Genomic DNA, 17,619 nt, shown 5'->3' with positions numbered 1-17,619 from the left:
CATGCGGGCAAAAAAAGCCCCGCCAATTGGCGGGGTTGAGGTACGAGCGTGGCAGCTCGAAAACGGGGCTGCCCCTCCGGGGGAGGGGCAGCGTGCAGCGTTACAGCAGCATGGTGCGGATGTCGCCCAGCACGTCGCCCAGGCGCTTGGTGAAGCGCGCGGCGGCGGCGCCGTTGATCACACGGTGATCGTAGGACAGCGACAGCGGCAGCATCAGCTTCGGCTGGAAGGCCTTGCCGTCCCAGACCGGCTGCATGGTCGCCTTGGACACACCGAGGATCGCCACCTCAGGCGCGTTGACGATCGGCGTGAAGCCGGTGCCGCCAATGTGGCCGAGGCTGGAGATGGTGAAGCAGGCGCCCTGCATCTCGTCGGCCGAAAGCTTCTTGGTGCGGGCTTTCTCGGCCAGCGCGGCAGCTTCGGCAGCCAGTTGCAGCAGGCTCTTCTGGTCGACGTTCTTGATCACCGGGACCAGCAGACCGTCCGGGGTGTCCACGGCGAAGCCGATGTGCACGTACTTCTTGCGGATGATCGCCTTGCCGCTTGGCGCCAGCGAGCTGTTGAAGTCCGGCAGTTCCTTGAGCAGGAAGGCGCAGGCCTTGAGCAGCAGCGGCAGCACGGTCAGCTTGACGCCAGCCTTCTCGGCCACGGCCTTCTGCGCGACGCGGAAGGCTTCCAGCTCGGTGATGTCGGCGGAGTCGAACTGGGTCACGTGCGGCACGTTCAGCCAGCTGCGGTGCAGGTTGGCGGCACCGACCTGCATCAGGCGGGTCAGGGCCACTTCTTCCACTTCACCGAACTTGCTGAAGTCCACGGCCGGGATCGGCGGGATGCCTGCACCACCGGTAGCACCGGCGGCTGGAGCTTCCTTGGCCTTCTGCATCATGGCCTTGACGTAGACCTGCACGTCTTCCTTGAGGATACGGCCGTGCGGACCGGTGGCGGCAACCGCGCCCAGGTCGACACCGAATTCACGGGCCAGCTGACGAACGGCCGGGCCTGCGTGAACCTTGGCGTTGCTGCCGGCGGCCGGCGCGGTGGCGACTGGAGCTGGAGCAGCAGCCGGCGCGGCGGCGGAAGGTGCGGCGGCTGGGGCAGGAGCGGCAGCCGGAGCAGCAGCGGCCGGAGCTGGCGCTGCAGCAGGGGCGGCGCCTGCTGCCTTGATCTTGAAGATCAGGTCGCCGGTGCCCACTTCGTCTTCCAGCTTGCACAGCACGGCTTCGATCACACCGGCGCTAGGCGATGGGATCTCCATGGAGGCCTTGTCGGACTCCAGGGTGATCAGCGACTGGTCGGCTTCGACGGTGTCGCCGACCTTGACCAGCACTTCGATGATCTTGGCCTTGCCCGACGAGCCGATGTCCGGCACGTGGATGTCCTGCACGCTGGCGGCAGCCGGGGCTGCGGCCGGAGCGGGAGCAGGGGCGGCTTCGGCGGCAGGCGCGGGAGCCGCAGCCTGGGCAGGCGCGGCGGCTGGAGCCTCAGGCGCCGCAGCGGCGCCCTCGACTTCCAGGACCAGCAGCTCGTCGCCTTCTTTCAGGCGGTCGCCCAGCTTGACCTTCAGTTCCTTGACCACACCGGCCTTCGGCGCGGGGATCTCCATGGAGGCCTTGTCGGACTCCAGGGTCAGCAGGCTCTGGTCAGCCTCGATACGGTCACCGACCTTGACGAACAGCTCGATGATTTCACCTTCACCGCTGCCGATGTCAGGTACGCGAATGAGTTCGCTCACTTAAAAATACTCCTCAGCAGTCCAGTGGGTTGCGCTTGTCCGGATCGATGCCGAACTTGACGATGGCGTCAGCCACAACCTTGGGTTCGATCTCGCCACGGTCAGCCAGGGCTTCCAGGGCAGCCAGCACCACGAAGTGGCGGTCGACTTCGAAGAAGTGACGCAGCTTCTTGCGGCTGTCGCTGCGACCGTAACCGTCGGTACCCAGGACCTTGAACTCTTTGCTCGGCACCCACTGGCGAATCTGCTCGGCGAACAGCTTCATGTAGTCGGTGGAGGCGATGACCGGGCCCTTGCGACCGCCCAGGCACTCTTCGACGTAGGTCTTCTGAGGCTTCTGGCCAGGCTTGAGGCGGTTGGCGCGTTCCACGGCCAGGCCGTCGCGACGCAGTTCGTTGAAGCTGGTGACGCTCCATACGTCGGCGCCGACGTTGAACTCTTCGCGCAGGATCTTCGCGGCCTCGCGGACTTCGCGCAGGATGGTGCCGGAGCCCATCAGCTGTACGTGGTGCGCGGCTTCGCGGGTGTCTTCCTCGAGCAGGTACATGCCCTTGATGATGCCGTCCTCGACACCGGCCGGCATGGCTGGCTGCTGGTACGACTCGTTCATCACGGTGATGTAGTAGAAGATGTCCTGTTGCTCTTCGGTCATCTTCTTCATGCCGTCCTGGATGATCACCGCCAGCTCGTAGCCGTAGGTCGGATCGTAGGTGCGGCAGTTCGGGATGGTGCCCGCCATCATGTGGCTGTGACCGTCTTCGTGCTGCAGGCCTTCACCGTTGAGGGTGGTACGGCCGGCGGTACCGCCGATCAGGAAGCCACGGGTGCGGCTGTCGCCGGCGGCCCAGGCCAGGTCGCCGATACGCTGGAAGCCGAACATCGAGTAGAAGATGTAGAACGGCAGCATCGGCTGGTTGTGGCAGCTGTACGAGGTACCGGCGGCGATGAACGACGACATGGCGCCGGCTTCGTTGATGCCTTCCTCGAGGATCTGGCCCTTCTTGTCTTCGCGGTAGAACATCACCTGGTCTTTATCGACCGGCTCGTAGAGCTGGCCGACCGACGAGTAGATGCCCAGCTGGCGGAACATGCCTTCCATACCGAAGGTACGGGCTTCGTCCGGGATGATCGGGACGATGCGCTGGCCGATGTCCTTGTCCTTGACCAACTGCGCCAGGATGCGCACGAAGGCCATGGTGGTGGAGATTTCGCGGTCGCCCGAGCCGTCCAGGATCGCTTTCAGCGTTTCCAGTGGCGGGGTCGGCACGCTGAAGCTCTTGGCACGGCGCTGTGGCACGAAACCGCCCAGGGCAGCGCGGCGCTCGGCCAGGTACTTGGCTTCGGCGGAGCCTTCTTCGGGCTTGAAGAACGGCAGGTTCTCAAGGTCGGCATCCTTGACCGGGATGTCGAAGCGGTCACGGAAGTGACGCAGGCTGTCGACGTCGACCTTCTTGGTGTTGTGCGCGGTGTTCTTGGCTTCGCCGGCACCGGTACCGTAACCCTTGATGGTCTTGGCCAGGATGACGGTCGGCTGCTCTTTGTGGTTCACAGCCTGGTGGTACGCCGCGTAGACCTTGTACGGGTCGTGGCCGCCACGGTTGAGCTTCCAGATCTCGTCGTCGGACAGGTCCTCGACCATGGCCTTGAGCTCTGGGGTGTTGAAGAAGTGCTCACGAACGTACGCGCCGTCTTTGGCTTTGTAGTTCTGGTACTCGCCGTCGATGACTTCGTCCATGCGGCGCTGCAGGGCACCGTTGGTGTCCTTGGCCAGCAGTGGGTCCCAGAAGCGGCCCCAGACGACTTTGTTGACGTTCCAGCCGCCGCCACGGAACACGCCTTCGAGTTCCTGGATGATCTTGCCGTTGCCGCGAACCGGGCCGTCGAGGCGCTGCAGGTTGCAGTTGATGACAAAAATCAGGTTATCCAGCTTCTCGCGGCCGGCCAGGGCGATCGCGCCCAGGGATTCCGGCTCGTCGCACTCGCCGTCGCCCATGAAGCACCAGACCTTCTGCTTGCCGGCCGGGATGAAGCCACGGGCTTCCAGGTACTTCATGAAGCGCGCCTGGTAGATGGCCTGGATCGGACCCAGACCCATCGATACAGTCGGGAACTGCCAGAAGTCAGGCATCAGCCATGGGTGCGGGTACGAAGACAGGCCGTTGCCGTCCACTTCCTGACGGAAGTTGTTCATCTGGTCTTCGCTGATGCGGCCTTCCATGAAGGCACGGGCGTAGACGCCTGGCGAGGCGTGGCCCTGGAAGAAGATCAGGTCGCCGCCGTGTTCTTCGGTCGGGGCCTGGAAGAAGTAGTTGAAGCCGATGTCGTACAGGGTGGCGCTGGAGGCGAAGCTGGAGATGTGTCCGCCCAGGTCCGAGTCTTTCAGGTTGGTGCGCATGACCATGGCCAGGGCGTTCCAACGCACCATCGAGCGGATGCGGCGTTCCATGAACAGGTCGCCAGGCATGCGTGCTTCGTGGGTGACAGGGATGGTGTTGCGGTACGGCGTGGTGATGGCATACGGCAGCTGCGAGCCACTGCGGGTGGCCAGCTCGCCCATACGGGTCATCAGGTAATGAGCGCGGTCTTCGCCTTCTTTGTCGAGGACCGACTCCAGGGCATCCAGCCATTCCTGGGTTTCGATTGGATCGAGGTCTTGCATGGCTTGCTCCAGGGCGGAAAGGCCACCAGAATCGATGGCCTGAGTTTGCGACTGGCCTTATGGGCAGACGTCGTGAATTCTTGGATTACCGGACAGTCATCCGGCGCGGTGTAGTTTTACTACAAATGCTTTCTCATTTCATGCTTTGGCAGGTCATGAGTAGTAGTAAAACTACACAAATGCGACGTTTGGTCGCATCCCGGGTTGTGAGGAAAAACGTTCATGTTGGTTGGTGGTGTGTCGCTGATAGGTAGATCTTGATGGGTTTTGCCAATTTTTCGTCTATTTCAGCTATTTCCAACTTTTGTACGACAGTCCAACCGTGGTCCAACCCCCGTTTGCCCTGCGCAACCGCTCTCTTTCACGCCGATCAAGGATAGACCATGCGCCTGCCTTTGCCGCTCGATCTGCCTGCTGTCCTCCAACCGCTGGTCGCTCGCAACCAGCAATTCATGCGCGATGCCTTGATTGGTCACCCCGAGCTGGATCTGGACAGCCTGAGCGCCGAGCACCGACGCCAGTTCGACCAGGTCGCCGCCGCCAGCGATTTCGTCCTGGCCCAGGCCCAGCGTGATCCGGCGATGCTGTTCGAACTGCTGGCCAGCGGCACGATGGGCCAGGCCTACGCGCCGGGCCAGCTGCGTGCGCAGATCAACGCCGCGGCCGATGCCGCCCAGAATGAGGACGAGTTGGCGCGCAACCTGCGCCGCGAGCGCAACCGCCAGCAACTGCGCATCATCTGGCGCGACATTACCCGCCAGGCCGCGTTGCCCGAGACCTGCCGCGACCTGTCCGACCTGGCCGACGCCAGCATCGACGAAGCCTATCAATGGCTGTACCCGCGCCACTGCCAGCAGTTCGGCACGCCCATCGGCAACCGCAGCGGCCAGCCCCAGCACCTGGTGGTGCTGGGCATGGGCAAGCTGGGCGCGGTGGAGCTGAACCTGTCGTCCGACATCGACTTGATCTTCGCCTTCCCCGAGGGCGGCGAAACCGAAGGGGTCAAGCGCTCGCTGGACAACCAGGAGTTCTTCACCCGCCTGGGCCAGCGCCTGATCAAGGCGCTCGATCCGGTCACCGTCGACGGCTTCGTATTCCGCGTCGACATGCGCCTGCGCCCTTATGGCTCTGCTGGTGCACTGGTGCTCAGCTTCAATGCCCTGGAGCAGTACTACCAGGATCAGGGCCGCGACTGGGAGCGCTACGCCATGATCAAGGCGCGAGTGGTCGCTGGCGATCAGGTGGCCGGCGCGCAGTTGCAGGAGATGCTGCGGCCGTTCGTCTACCGACGCTACCTGGACTTCTCCGCCATCGAGGCGCTGCGCACCATGAAGCAGCTGATCCAGCAGGAAGTGCGGCGCAAAGGCATGGCCGACAACATCAAGCTCGGTGCCGGTGGCATTCGCGAAGTGGAGTTCATCGCCCAGGCGTTCCAGCTGATTCACGGCGGTCGCGACCTGAGCCTGCAGCAGCGGCCGTTACTCAAGGTCCTGACCACCCTGGAAGGGCAGGGCTACCTGCCTACGGCCGTGGTCGCCGAGCTGCGCGACGGCTATGAATTCCTGCGCTACACCGAGCACGCGATCCAGGCCATCGCCGACCGCCAGACCCAGATGCTGCCGGACGACCCGACCGACCGCGCGCGCATCGCCTACATGCTCGGCTTCGCCGACTGGGACAGCTTCCACGGCCAATTGATGCACTGGCGTGGGCGTATCGACTGGCATTTCCGCCAGGTCATCGCCGACCCGGATGAAGATGAGGCCGAAGGCGAACTGGTGGTCGGCGGCGAGTGGTCGCCCCTGTGGGAGCAGGCCCAGGATGAAGACGCCGCCTCCCGCCAATTGGAGGAAGCGGGCTTCCGGCAGCCGGCCGAGGCCCTGCGCCGCCTGACCGCGTTGCGGGCCAGCCCGACCCTGCGCTCGATGCAGCGCATCGGTCGCGAGCGCCTGGACGCCTTCATTCCGCGGCTGCTGGCCCAGGCGGTCGAGCACGACAACCCCGACCTGGTGCTGGAGCGGGTGCTGCCATTGGTCGAGGCCGTGGCGCGGCGCTCGGCCTACCTGGTGCTGCTTACCGAAAACCCCGGCGCCCTGCGCCGCCTGCTGACCTTGTGCGCCGCCAGCCCGTGGATTGCCGAGCAGATGGCCCGCTACCCGCTGCTGCTCGACGAACTGCTCAATGAAGGCCGGTTGTTCAGCCCGCCGTTGGCGCCGGAGCTGGCCGCCGAGCTGCGCGAGCGCCTGACGCGCATTCCCGAGGATGACCTGGAACAGCAGATGGAGGCCCTGCGCCACTTCAAGCTGGCCCACAACCTGCGCGTGGCCGCCTCGGAAATCAGCGGCAACCTGCCCTTGATGAAGGTCAGCGACTACCTGACCTGGCTGGCCGAGGCGATTCTTGACCAGGTGTTGGCCCTGGCTTGGCGCCAGACCGTGGCGCGTCATGGTCAGCCCAAGCGCAGCGACGGCAGCCTGTGCGACCCGGGCTTCATCATCGTCGGCTACGGCAAGGTCGGCGGCCTGGAGTTGGGCCATGGTTCTGACCTGGACCTGGTGTTCATCCATGATGGCGACCCGAATGCCGAAACCGACGGCGCCAAGCCCATCGACAGCGCGCAGTTCTACACTCGCCTGGGCCAGCGCATCATCCACCTGCTGACCACCCAGACCAACTCCGGCCAGCTCTACGACGTGGACATGCGCCTGCGTCCCTCCGGCGCCTCGGGGCTGCTGGTCAGCTCGCTGGGCGCCTTCGAGCGCTACCAGCAGAACGAGGCCTGGACCTGGGAGCACCAGGCACTGGTGCGGGCCCGCGTATTGGTGGGTTGCAAGCAGGTGGCGACGGCCTTCGAGTCGGTGCGGGCGCAGGTCCTCGGCCAGCCACGCGACCTCGACAAGCTGCGCGTCGACGTCAGCGAGATGCGCGCCAAGATGCGCGACAACCTGGGCACCAAGCTCACTGCCGCCGGCACCGCGGGCAATGCCTTCGAGGCCGGTCAGCCGTTCGATATCAAGCAGGATGCCGGCGGTATCGTGGATATCGAATTTATGGTGCAATACGCCGCTTTGGCCTGGTCCCACGACCATCCGGCCATACTGCGCTGGACCGATAACATCCGTATCCTCGAAGAGCTGGAGCAGGCCGGGCTGATGCCCGCCGCCGACGCCGTGCTGCTGCGCGAGGTGTACAAGGCGTTCCGCTCGGCGTCGCACCGCCAGGCCCTGCAGAAGCAGGCAGGGGTGATCGATGCGGCGCAGTTTGTCGATGAGCGTCGTGAGGTAAGGCGGATCTGGAGTGAGCTGGGTCTGACTTGAGGTTGTTGGGGCCGCACAGCGGCCCCAAAGGTTCATGCCTCACCACCGGTGGTACACTGTCCGCCACATAGCCTGAATATAAAGAGGGGAGGCCAGGTTGTAGCGCAGCCTGCAGCCTCCCCGAATGTTTCTGGATAAAGCATGAGAATACTGATCATTGGCCCCAGCTGGGTCGGCGACATGGTGATGGCGCAGACCCTGTTCCAGTGCCTCAAACAGCAGCACCCCGACTGCGTGATCGACGTCCTGGCCCCTGAGTGGAGCCGACCGATCCTCGAACGCATGCCCGAGGTGCGCCAGGCCTTGAGCTTCCCGCTCGGCCACGGCGCGCTGGAGCTGGCTACGCGCCGGCGCATCGGCAAGTCGCTGGCAGGCCAGTACGACCAGGCGATCCTGCTGCCCAACTCGCTCAAGTCGGCGCTGGTGCCGTATTTCGCCGGTATCCCCAAGCGCACCGGCTGGCGCGGCGAGATGCGCTACCTGCTGCTCAACGACGTGCGCAAGCTGGACAAAGCCCGCTACCCGCTGATGATCGAGCGCTTCATGGCCCTGGCCTACGCGCCGGATGCCGAGTTGCCCAAGCCTTACCCGCGTCCGAGCCTGCAGATCGAAGCCGCGAGCCGCGAAGCGGCCCTGGCCAAGTTCGGCCTGGCGCTGGACCGCCCGGTGCTGGCGCTGTGCCCCGGCGCCGAATTCGGCGAGGCCAAGCGCTGGCCGGCCGAGCACTACGCCGAAGTGGCTGACGCGATGATTCGCCAGGGCTGGCAGGTGTGGCTGTTCGGCTCGAAGAACGATCATCCGGTGGGCGAGCAGATTCGCGACCGGTTGATCCCCGGGCTGCGCGAGGAATCCTGCAACCTGGCGGGGGAAACCTCCCTGGCCGAGGCCATCGACCTGATGTCCTGCGCCGATGCGGTGGTGTCCAACGATTCGGGCCTGATGCATGTGGCCGCCGCCCTCAACCGCCCGCTGGTGGCGGTGTACGGCTCGACCTCGCCGGGCTTCACTCCGCCGCTGGCCGACCAGGTGGAGGTGGTGCGCACCGGCATCGAGTGCAGCCCCTGCTTCGAACGCACCTGCCGCTTCGGCCACTACAACTGCCTGCGCCTGCTGGAGCCGGCCAAGGTGATCGCCGCGCTGCAGGGCCTGGGCGGGCCGAACCTGATCGATACCGTGGCCGAGGTCGACTGAGTGCGGGTACTGATCATCAAGACCTCGTCGCTGGGCGATGTCATCCACACCCTGCCGGCCCTCACCGACGCCGCCCACGCCATCCCAGGCATCCGTTTCGACTGGGTTGTGGAAGAAGGCTTCGCCGAGATCCCCAGCTGGCATCCGGCGGTCGACCGGGTGATCCCGGTGGCGATACGCCGCTGGCGCAAGAATCTCTGGCAGACGCTCAAGAGCGGCGAATGGAAGGCGTTCAAGCAACGCCTGCGCGAACACAAGTACGACCTGGTGATCGATGCCCAGGGCCTGGTCAAGTCGGCCTGGCTGACGCGCTATGTGAAAGCGCCGGTGGCCGGCCTGGACCGTTACTCGGCCCGCGAGGGCTGGGCCAGCCGCTTCTACGACCGGCGCCTGTCGGTCGCCGTCGGCCAGCACGCCGTGGAGCGCGTGCGCCAGCTGTTCGCCCTTGCCCTGGCCTACGACCTGCCGGAAGGGCTGGGCGACTACGGCCTGGACCTCAACCGCCTGCAACTGCCGCCGGCCGCGCCCTACGTGGTGTTCCTGCACGGCACCACCTGGGCCACCAAGCACTGGCCGGAGGCCTACTGGCGCGAGCTGGCCGAGCGCATGGGCCGGCGCAAGCTGCAGGTGATGCTGCCGTGGGGCAACCCGGCGGAAAAGGCCCGCGCCGAGCGCATTGCCCAAGGCTTGAACAACTGCCAGGTGCTCCCCAAGTTGAACCTGGCCGGCGTCGCCCGCGTGCTGGCGGCGGCCAAGGCCTGCGTGGCGGTGGACACCGGCCTCGGCCACCTGGCCGCCGCGCTGGATGTGCCGACCATCTCGCTGTTCGGCCCCACCAACCCTGGTCTGACTGGCGCCTACGGACGCGCCCAGATCCACCAGGCGAGCGACTTCCCCTGCGCCCCGTGCCTGCAGAAGAAGTGCACCTACAAACCGAGCGCCGAGGACCTGCGCCGGTTCGATCTCAAACGCGAGTGGCCGCTGTGCTTCACTCGCCTGAATCCCGAGCATGTGGCGGGCCGCTTGAGCGCGCTGCTGCTGGCTGAGGATGTTCGTTGATGCAACTGGCTTTTGTGCTCTACAAGTATTTCCCCTTTGGCGGACTGCAGCGCGACTTCATGCGCATCGCCCTCGAGTGCCAGAAGCGGGGTCACCAGATCCGCGTGTACACGCTGATCTGGGAAGGTGATATTCCGCCGGGCTTCGAGGTGCTGGTGGCGCCGGTCAAGGCGCTGTTCAACCACCGCCGCAACGAGAAGCTCAGCGCCTGGATGGAAGCCGACCTGGCCAAGCGTCCGGTCGATCGCCTGATCGGCTTCAACAAGATGCCCGGCCTGGACGTCTACTACGCCGCCGACGGCTGTTTCGAGGACAAGGCCCAGACCCTGCGCGGCGGCCTGTACCGCCGCTGGGGCCGTTACCGCCATTTCGCTGAATACGAGCGGGCGGTGTTCGCCAAGGATGCGCATACCGAGATCCTGATGATTTCCGAGGTGCAGCAGCCGCTATTCATCAAGCACTACGGCACCCCCGAGGCGCGCTTCCACCTGCTGCCGCCGGGTATCTCCCAGGACCGCCGCCGCCCGGCCGACGCCGCGACCATTCGCGCCGACTTCCGCCAGGAGTTCGGCCTGGCCGACGATGAATTGCTGCTGGTGCAGATCGGCTCGGGCTTCAAGACCAAGGGGGTGGACCGCAGCCTCAAGGCCCTGGCGGCGTTGCCGTCGGCCCTGCGCAAGCGTACCAAGCTGATGGTCATCGGCCAGGACGACCCCAAGCTGTTCCAGGTGCAAAGCGCGGCGCTCGGCCTGGGCGAGCAGGTGCAGTTCCTCAAGGGCCGCAGCGACATTCCGCGTTTTTTGCTCGGTGCCGACCTGCTGATCCACCCGGCCTACAACGAGAACACCGGGACCGTGCTGCTCGAAGCGCTGGTCGCCGGGTTGCCGGTGCTGGTGTCCAAGGTCTGTGGCTATGCCCATTACATCGCCGAGGCCGATAGCGGCCTGGTGCTGGACGAGCCGTTCGAGCAGGAGCAGTTGAACCGCTACCTGCAACGCATGCTCGAAGACGCCGAGGCCCGCGCGGCCTGGTCGGACCACGGTGTGGCCTTCGCCGAGACCGCCGACCTGTACAGCATGCCGCAGCATGCCGCCGATGTGATCCTCGGTCAGGAGACCGCATGAAGCTGATACTGGCCGAACCGTTCAAGCGCCTGTGGGCCGGGCGCGATCCCTTCGAGGCCGTCGAGGCCCTGCAGGGCGAGGTGTACCGCGAGCTGGAAGGCCGCCGCACCCTGCGCACCGAGGTCGATGGCGCGGGCTTCTTCGTCAAGATCCACCGCGGCATCGGCTGGGGCGAGATCTTCAAGAACCTGTTCAGCGCCAAGCTGCCGGTGCTCGGCGCCGGCCAGGAATGGCGGGCCATCCAGCGCCTGCATGAAGCCGGTGTGCCGACCATGACCGCGGTGGCCTACGGCGAGCGTGGCAGCAATCCGGCCACCCAGCACTCGTTCATCGTTACCGAAGAGCTGGCGCCCACTGTCAGCCTGGAAGACTTCAGCATCGACTGGGTCAAGCAGCCGCCAGCGCCGCGCCTGAAGCGCGCGCTGATCGCCGAAGTGGCGAAGATGACCGGCGGCATGCACCGCGCCGGGGTCAACCACCGCGACTGTTACATCTGCCACTTCCTGCTGCACACCGACCGCCCGGTGACGCCGGAAGACTTCAAACTGTCGGTGATCGACCTGCACCGCGCCCAGACCCGGGCGAAGATCACCCGTCGCTGGCGCGACAAGGACCTGGCCGCCCTGTATTTCTCGGCCCTGGACATCGGCCTGACCCGCCGCGACAAGCTGCGCTTCCTGCGCGGCTACTTCCAGCGCCCGTTGCGCCAGGTGCTCAAGGACGAAGCCGCGCTGCTCGCCTGGCTGGAGCGCAAGGCGCAGAAACTCTACGACCGCAAGCAACGTTACGGGGACGCACTCTGATGGCGAGCTGGAACCTGGCGCCCGAGTATGCGCACCTGGCGGCCGATTTCGGCAGTATCGACGCGGTGTTCGCCCTCCAGGGCGAGCGCCTGACCCGCGACCCGCTGAGCGAGGTCATCCGCATCGAGCGCGATGGCGTCAACTACTACGTCAAGCGCTACACCGGCGCCGGCAAGCACATGCGCCGCTACCTGGGCCGACCCAGGGTCAAGGCCGAATGGCAGAACCTCAAGCAGTTCGCCAAGTGGGGCATCCCCACCGCCGATGTGGTCGCCTGGGGGCTCGAGCGCCAGGGCCTGGCCTTTGGCCGCGGGGCGATGATCACCCGCGAGCTGCCGCGCACCGAAGACCTCTCGGCGTTGGCCGAACGCAATGATCCGCGCCTGCGCGACACCGCCTGGGTCGATCACGTCAGCCGCCAGCTGGCACGTCACACTCGGGTGATGCACGATCACCACTTCGCCCATAACGACCTTAAATGGCGCAACCTGCTGGTCGACGACCAGGGCACGCTATTCTTCATCGACTGCCCGACCGGCGATTTCTGGCGCGGCTTCATGCTGCGCCACCGGTTGATCAAGGACTTGGCGTGCCTGGACAAGGTGGCCAAGTACCACCTGTCGGCGACCCAGCGCCTGCGCTTCTACCTGCAGTACCGCGGACACGCGCGTCTGAACGCCCGTGACAAGAAGCGCATTCGCCAGGTGCTGGGCTTTTTCGAGGGAAGGGAATGACCGATTACCTGGCCAGTGCCGACCAGGCGCTGCTGCAACGCCACGGGCTGAGCGACTTCGAGGCGCTGTGGGCCCTGCAGCTGGATGCCGTGGACGAACCCAATACCGGCCGTGGCGGCTGGAGCAGCGTGTTCCGCCTGGAGCTCGAGGGCAAGGGTTTCTACCTCAAGCGCCAGAGCGACTACTTCACCCGCAGCCTGCAGCGGCCCTTTGGCGAGCCGACCTTCGCCCGGGAGTTTCGCAATATCAGCCGCTACCAGAAGCTCGAGATTCCCGCGCTGCAGGCGGTCTTCTATGGCGAGCGCAAGCAGGGTGGCGAGCACCGGGCGATCCTCATGACCCGGGCGCTGGACGAGTGGACCGACCTTGAGCAACTGCTCGGCCGCTGGGCGCAGATGGACGCGTCGCAGCGCCAGGCGATCCTCCAGGCCTGTGGACGGCTGGCCCGCACCCTGCACGCCGCCGGGCAGATGCACGGCTGCTTCTACCCCAAGCACATCTTCCTGCGTGAGCGCCGCGAGGGCTGGCAGGCCCAGCTGATCGACCTGGAAAAGACCCGTCCGTTGCTGTTTGGCATGCGTGACCGGGTCAAGGACCTCGAGCCGTTGCTGCGCCGCGCCCGGGCCTGGGACGAGGCCGATGTTCGCATGCTGCTGTCGGCTTATCTGGAGCAGCCGGCGGACAGCGCCCCGGTATCCACCTGGCTGCAACGCCTGACCCAACGCCGTCGTCACAAAGAGGCCCGCTGATGCGCCTGTCCGAATTGAAGGCGGCCGGGCGCAGCCCGAGCCTGCCGCTGACCGTCACCCTCGCCGACGCCGCGGGCAGCGCCGACCTGCAGTTGCTCAGCCTGTTGCGCGTGCTGCCGGGCCAGCGTTATGTCGGCGCGGGTATCTGGCGTGGCACCAAGGTGCTGGCCAAGTTGCTGGTCGGTGGCAATGCCGCCCGGCATTTCCAGCGTGAGCGCGATGGCGCCCAGCTGATGGCCGAGCAAGGCCTGACCACTCCACGCCTGCTGGCCGATGGCCTCAAGGAAGGCGAGGGCGGCTGGCTGTTGTTCGAATACCTCGACCATGCCGAAAGCCTGGGCGACGCCTGGGCCCGGGTGGAGCAACTGCCGATGCTGGCCGACGAGCAGCACCTGGTGCTGGGCGAGGCCCTCACCGCCGTGGCGCAGATGCACGCCAAGGGCCTGTGGCAGGAAGACCTGCACCTGGACAACTTGCTGCGCCAGGATGGCCAGCTGTACCTGATCGACGGCGCCGGCATCAAGGCCGAGACGCCCGGCCAGCAACTGTCGCGCCAGCGCGTGCTGGAGAACCTCGGGGTGTTCTTCGCCCAGTTGCCCAAGCGCCTGGAGCCGTTCATCGAGGAAGCGCTGGTGCACTACGTGCTGGCCAATGCCGAGCACGCGCTGCCGCTGGAAGCGCTGCACAAGCAGGTGGACAAGGTGCGCGCCTGGCGCCTGAAGGACTACCTGGACAAGGCCGGCCGCGAATGCACACTGTTCAGCGTCGAGCGCAACCTGTCCGGGCTGCGGGCGATTTGCCGCAACGAGCTCGAAGCGATGCGCCCGGTGCTGGAGCAGGCCGATGCGCTGATCGACCAGGGCCATCTGTACAAGACCGGTGGCGCGGCCAGCGTGGCGCGTATCGAGGTAGCCGGGCGCACGTTGGTGCTCAAGCGCTACAACATCAAGAACACCGCCCACTGGTTCAAGCGCTTCTGGCGCCCGAGCCGGGCTTGGCATTCGTGGATCGAAGGCCATCGCCTGACGTTTCTCGACATCGCCACGCCTCGCCCCCTGGCGGTGCTGGAGCAGCGGGTGATGGGGCTGCGCAGCACGGCCTACCTGGTGACCGAGTACGCCGATGGGCCGGACCTGATCGAATGCTTCGCACCCTACGTGGAAAGCGGCGAGGCGCCCGACGAGCAGGTCGAGGCCTTGATACGGGTGATGCAGCAGCTGATCCGCGAGCGTATCAGCCATGGCGACTTCAAGGGCCACAACCTGTTCTGGCAGGACGGCCAATGGTCGCTGATCGACCTCGACGCCATGTGCCAGCACGCCACCCAGCTCAGCTTCGCCCCGGCCTTCGCCCGGGACCGGGCGCGGCTGCTGCGCAACTGGCCGAGTGGCAGCGCGTTGCACCAGCGCCTCGATCAGTTGCTTCCAAGGCTTGGGGAGTAAACCGGGGGCAGCTCGAGCCATTCGCTGCTGCGTCCGGTCTGGCGCACGCGGATCTGCCATCGTCGCTCGTGCCAGCGCAGGATTGCCCAGGGGTTACCGCCGAGCTCGCGTTGGCCTGCGATTATCAAGTGATAGTGGTTGTCCAGCAGGTGCAGACGCAGTGGCAGCGCGTGACTGCCCAGCCGCAGGTACAGGCCGTTGCTGCCTTGGTACAACCCAAGCGCCTCGCCATGCTTGACACCAGCGGGGATTGAGCTGAGCCGGCAATTGTCGAGCAGCGCCTGCAGGTCTGGCAGGCCGTCATGCCACACTAACGGTGAGTCGACGACCCATTCGCCGTCCTTGCGTCGTTTCACTGGCACCTTGGTGTAGGCGTCCGGTTTGCGCGGATCGATCACCCGCCAGCGATAGCCATCGTACGAGACCTGGTAGGTGCGTTCTTCGCTGTTCTTTATGAAGTAGAACGTCAGCCCTGGGTAAGGCGAAGGTTGTTCATAGATGCCCTCTTTGTGAATGCCATCGACCCGGTAACGCAATGTGCTGGTATCTACAGGCTTGGCCAGTTCCAGGGGCAGTTTAAGCACGGGTGTCGGTGGCATGCCACGGATCGCCCGACGCACCACGGAAGACCCGTTTATGCTGTTGATGCCGTCGCTGGTGTGGGTAAAGGCCTCGACCATATGCTTGAGCACGCCGATGCGGTCTGCTTCACGGCAAGACTTCTCCAGGTCCAGCACCGAGAGCACTGCTCGCCCGAACGACAAGGCGGTGAGCGCGGGGTTGGGCAATACCAGGCTGAGCAGGTCGAGCGTGATCCACAGCACATGCAGGCTCATCTCTCCCAACAGTTCAAGCTTGGTGTTGGTGGCTGAATCCACTGCGCTGAGTGCGGCGCTCACTTCGGCCCGATAGCGGGCCTGCTGGAAATCCCCGACGATCCGAGGTGTGTTCACCCGCGCCGCCAGCCCGCCCTTGAGCAACCAGCGCTCGATCGCATCGCGGTCGGCCAGTGGCACGCGGTCCTTCACATACTCGCGCAGAGCGGGCTGGTCGCGCAGTGTCCTGAGCAGATGCCGGGCGTTGCGAAATTCCCGCCAGGATCTTCGGTCCGGCGCGTCGGGGGTGTACACAACTAAACGATGCACGCCAGGGGTATCGGGTGTCACCAGCAAAACGCCGTGGACCGTGTGGCTGTTTATCAACCACTGACGGACACTGCCGCTCGGGCGTTGTCTACTGTCCGGATGGTCGATTGCCGTTTTCGTCCATGTGTAACCACGCTCAAAAGGGTCCTCCAGAAAGTGGCCGGCATAGCGCGCCTTGGCCGCTTCGGCACGCATGCGCGCCCTGCTTATGGCGACAAAGCACGCTTGGCGCCACTGCCCGGCGGGTGAATCGAGCAGGTGCGTGCGCAGATACTGGCTGTAGCGTTCGCCCACGTTCAGGGTGCGTATTATGTGCTTGATCTGGCGCGGCGTGATCTGCGGCACTTGGCTGCCGTCTTTGCGGTGCACGCGTGCTGTGAGCCAATAGTCCACGTCGATCCAGCCGATGTTGAGCCTGGCCAACTGGTCGAGGCGGTAGGTCCGTGATACCAGTTCCACCGTGTCGCCCACTTGCCGGCGACTGGCTACGGGTACGTAGCCGGTGGTGAGCCCAGGATGCAGCATCGGTCCCTGTTGCCGGGCCAGCGTCACGCTGACGTAGATCTCAAGTGGATCGGTATCGAACTGGTATTGATGACGCATTGCAGCGCGCAGTTGCCCGCAGGTCCAGGCGTTCAAGTCATGCTCGTCGAGAAATTGCTCATGGTTCAGAATCCCTGGTGCGGCCGCCTGGTCGATGGCTATCACCAGCTCCTGCAGGGTCTGCATGATATGCGTCAGGCCTTGCGTAGACGCGTTCTTCAGCCAGGCGGGTGAGTTTCTTTCCAGCAACAGCCCATAGCGGGTTTGCAGGGCTGACCGGCTGTCGGCCCAGGGCAACAGGTCACCAGCCTCGGCGACGCGTGCGCGCAGGGTTGGCCAGTCGACCGGGCTTTGTAGCGCCGCATTCTCCCAGACCAGGACCAGACGGGCGTGTTGTCCGTCGATGAGGGATTGCGCCTGGGCCTGCACCAGGTCGTCGTTGAACCATTCATAGCGTAAGCGCTCTGCGTTACGGGCCAGGTCGCGATCTCTTTTGCTGGTGATATGCCGCAACAGTGCGCGGCTCTGCTGCGGGTCGTCGAGCCGCTCGCACAGCTCGGCATGCAATTGCCCCAGGTCTTCGAACGCTTCTATGCCATGCGACAGGCTGCACAATAGAGCGTGGTTGCTGGTTTGCCGGGGATCGGGCGTGCCCCCCTCGGGACCGCCTTCGACGATCACGAATACGCCGGGCAGGTATTTGCGCCAGTGGGGGGTGGCGATATCCAGCAGTGGGCGATAGACCTGCGGTCGTTGAGCCTCAGGCAGGTGTTGGCGTTGCCAGGGCAACGGCATCTGCACACACGTTTCGAGCAATTCGGCATGGTTCGAGCCGAGTGTGTGGTCATCTAGACGCAAGGTGACCTGGGCAAGCAATTGCTGGCGAAGCAATGCGACCAACCGAGTCTGGCGACTCTCTGCACCGCTGCCCGTTTCGAGCCAGTAGCCGGAAAGGCTGGCAAAAAAACGCTGGCGGGCGTTAAGCCAGCCCAGCGAGGCATCAGGGTAGGGTGGCGAGGCGAGCAGGGTACCCAGCTGTTGGTCGAAAGATTGGAAATGTTGCAGGCTCATGCAGTCCGCTCCGAGGTGATGAAGCGGTGAAGCTTGGCGTGCGTGGCGGC

At 65.1% G+C, this 17,619-nt stretch carries 11 protein-coding genes; 8 read left to right on the top strand and 3 right to left on the bottom strand.

What is annotated here, in order from left to right; genetic code table 11:
- Positions 1-100: 100 nt before the first annotated feature.
- The gene (gene aceF, locus AC25MA_RS08075) at positions 101-1,732 is read right to left on the bottom strand and encodes a dihydrolipoyllysine-residue acetyltransferase (RefSeq protein WP_084942052.1); all 1,632 of its coding nucleotides are present in this window, start codon (positions 1,730-1,732) and stop codon (positions 101-103) included.
- Positions 1,733-1,745: 13 nt separating this feature from the next.
- Positions 1,746-4,391 (bottom strand): pyruvate dehydrogenase (acetyl-transferring), homodimeric type, encoded by a 2,646-nt coding sequence (gene aceE, locus AC25MA_RS08070; RefSeq protein WP_028689093.1) that lies wholly within the window; start codon positions 4,389-4,391, stop codon positions 1,746-1,748.
- 383 nt (positions 4,392-4,774) lie between these two features.
- Here aceE and glnE point away from each other — a divergent pair, with 383 nt between their 5' ends.
- The 8 genes from glnE to AC25MA_RS08030 all read left to right on the top strand — a co-directional run bounded on the left by glnE (position 4,775) and on the right by AC25MA_RS08030 (position 14,810).
- Positions 4,775-7,708 (top strand): bifunctional [glutamate--ammonia ligase]-adenylyl-L-tyrosine phosphorylase/[glutamate--ammonia-ligase] adenylyltransferase, encoded by a 2,934-nt coding sequence (glnE, locus tag AC25MA_RS08065; RefSeq protein ID WP_028689092.1) that lies wholly within the window; start codon positions 4,775-4,777, stop codon positions 7,706-7,708.
- A gap of 141 nt (positions 7,709-7,849) precedes the next feature.
- Positions 7,850-8,899, top strand: coding sequence for a lipopolysaccharide heptosyltransferase II (gene waaF, locus AC25MA_RS08060; RefSeq protein WP_028689091.1), 1,050 nt, complete (start codon positions 7,850-7,852; stop codon positions 8,897-8,899).
- Complete coding sequence (gene waaC, locus AC25MA_RS08055) at positions 8,900-9,958, top strand: lipopolysaccharide heptosyltransferase I (protein ID WP_028689090.1); 1,059 nt, start codon at positions 8,900-8,902, stop codon at positions 9,956-9,958.
- On the top strand, positions 9,958-11,082 hold the full coding sequence (locus tag AC25MA_RS08050) for a glycosyltransferase family 4 protein (protein ID WP_486971936.1): 1,125 nt from the start codon (positions 9,958-9,960) through the stop codon (positions 11,080-11,082). The genes waaC and AC25MA_RS08050 overlap by 1 nt, the downstream gene beginning before the upstream one ends.
- Positions 11,079-11,885, top strand: a complete 807-nt coding sequence (gene rfaP, locus AC25MA_RS08045) for a lipopolysaccharide core heptose(I) kinase RfaP (protein WP_050703461.1) — start codon at positions 11,079-11,081, stop codon at positions 11,883-11,885. The genes AC25MA_RS08050 and rfaP overlap by 4 nt, the downstream gene beginning before the upstream one ends.
- Positions 11,885-12,619 (top strand): lipopolysaccharide kinase InaA family protein, encoded by a 735-nt coding sequence (locus AC25MA_RS08040; protein WP_486971935.1) that lies wholly within the window; start codon positions 11,885-11,887, stop codon positions 12,617-12,619. The genes rfaP and AC25MA_RS08040 overlap by 1 nt, the downstream gene beginning before the upstream one ends.
- Entirely contained in the window at positions 12,616-13,368 is a 753-nt protein-coding gene (locus tag AC25MA_RS08035; protein ID WP_069016548.1) for a lipopolysaccharide kinase InaA family protein, read from the top strand. Before AC25MA_RS08040 ends, AC25MA_RS08035 begins: the two co-directional genes overlap by 4 nt.
- Positions 13,368-14,810 carry a lipopolysaccharide kinase InaA family protein gene (locus AC25MA_RS08030; protein WP_486971934.1) on the top strand — a complete coding sequence of 481 codons (1,443 nt, stop codon included), beginning with the start codon at positions 13,368-13,370 and terminating at the stop codon, positions 14,808-14,810. The genes AC25MA_RS08035 and AC25MA_RS08030 overlap by 1 nt, the downstream gene beginning before the upstream one ends.
- Here the strand turns inward: AC25MA_RS08030 and AC25MA_RS08025 are convergent.
- Positions 14,783-17,569, bottom strand: coding sequence for a dermonecrotic toxin domain-containing protein (locus AC25MA_RS08025; RefSeq protein ID WP_069016550.1), 2,787 nt, complete (start codon positions 17,567-17,569; stop codon positions 14,783-14,785). The genes AC25MA_RS08030 and AC25MA_RS08025 overlap by 28 nt on opposite strands.
- Between the last annotated feature and the right edge of the window lie 50 nt (positions 17,570-17,619).

The organism is Pseudomonas sp. P65(2024) (assembly GCF_057480955.1).
The sequence above is the reverse complement of the archived record's forward strand: the minus strand, read 5'-3'. Positions and strand labels throughout refer to the sequence as shown.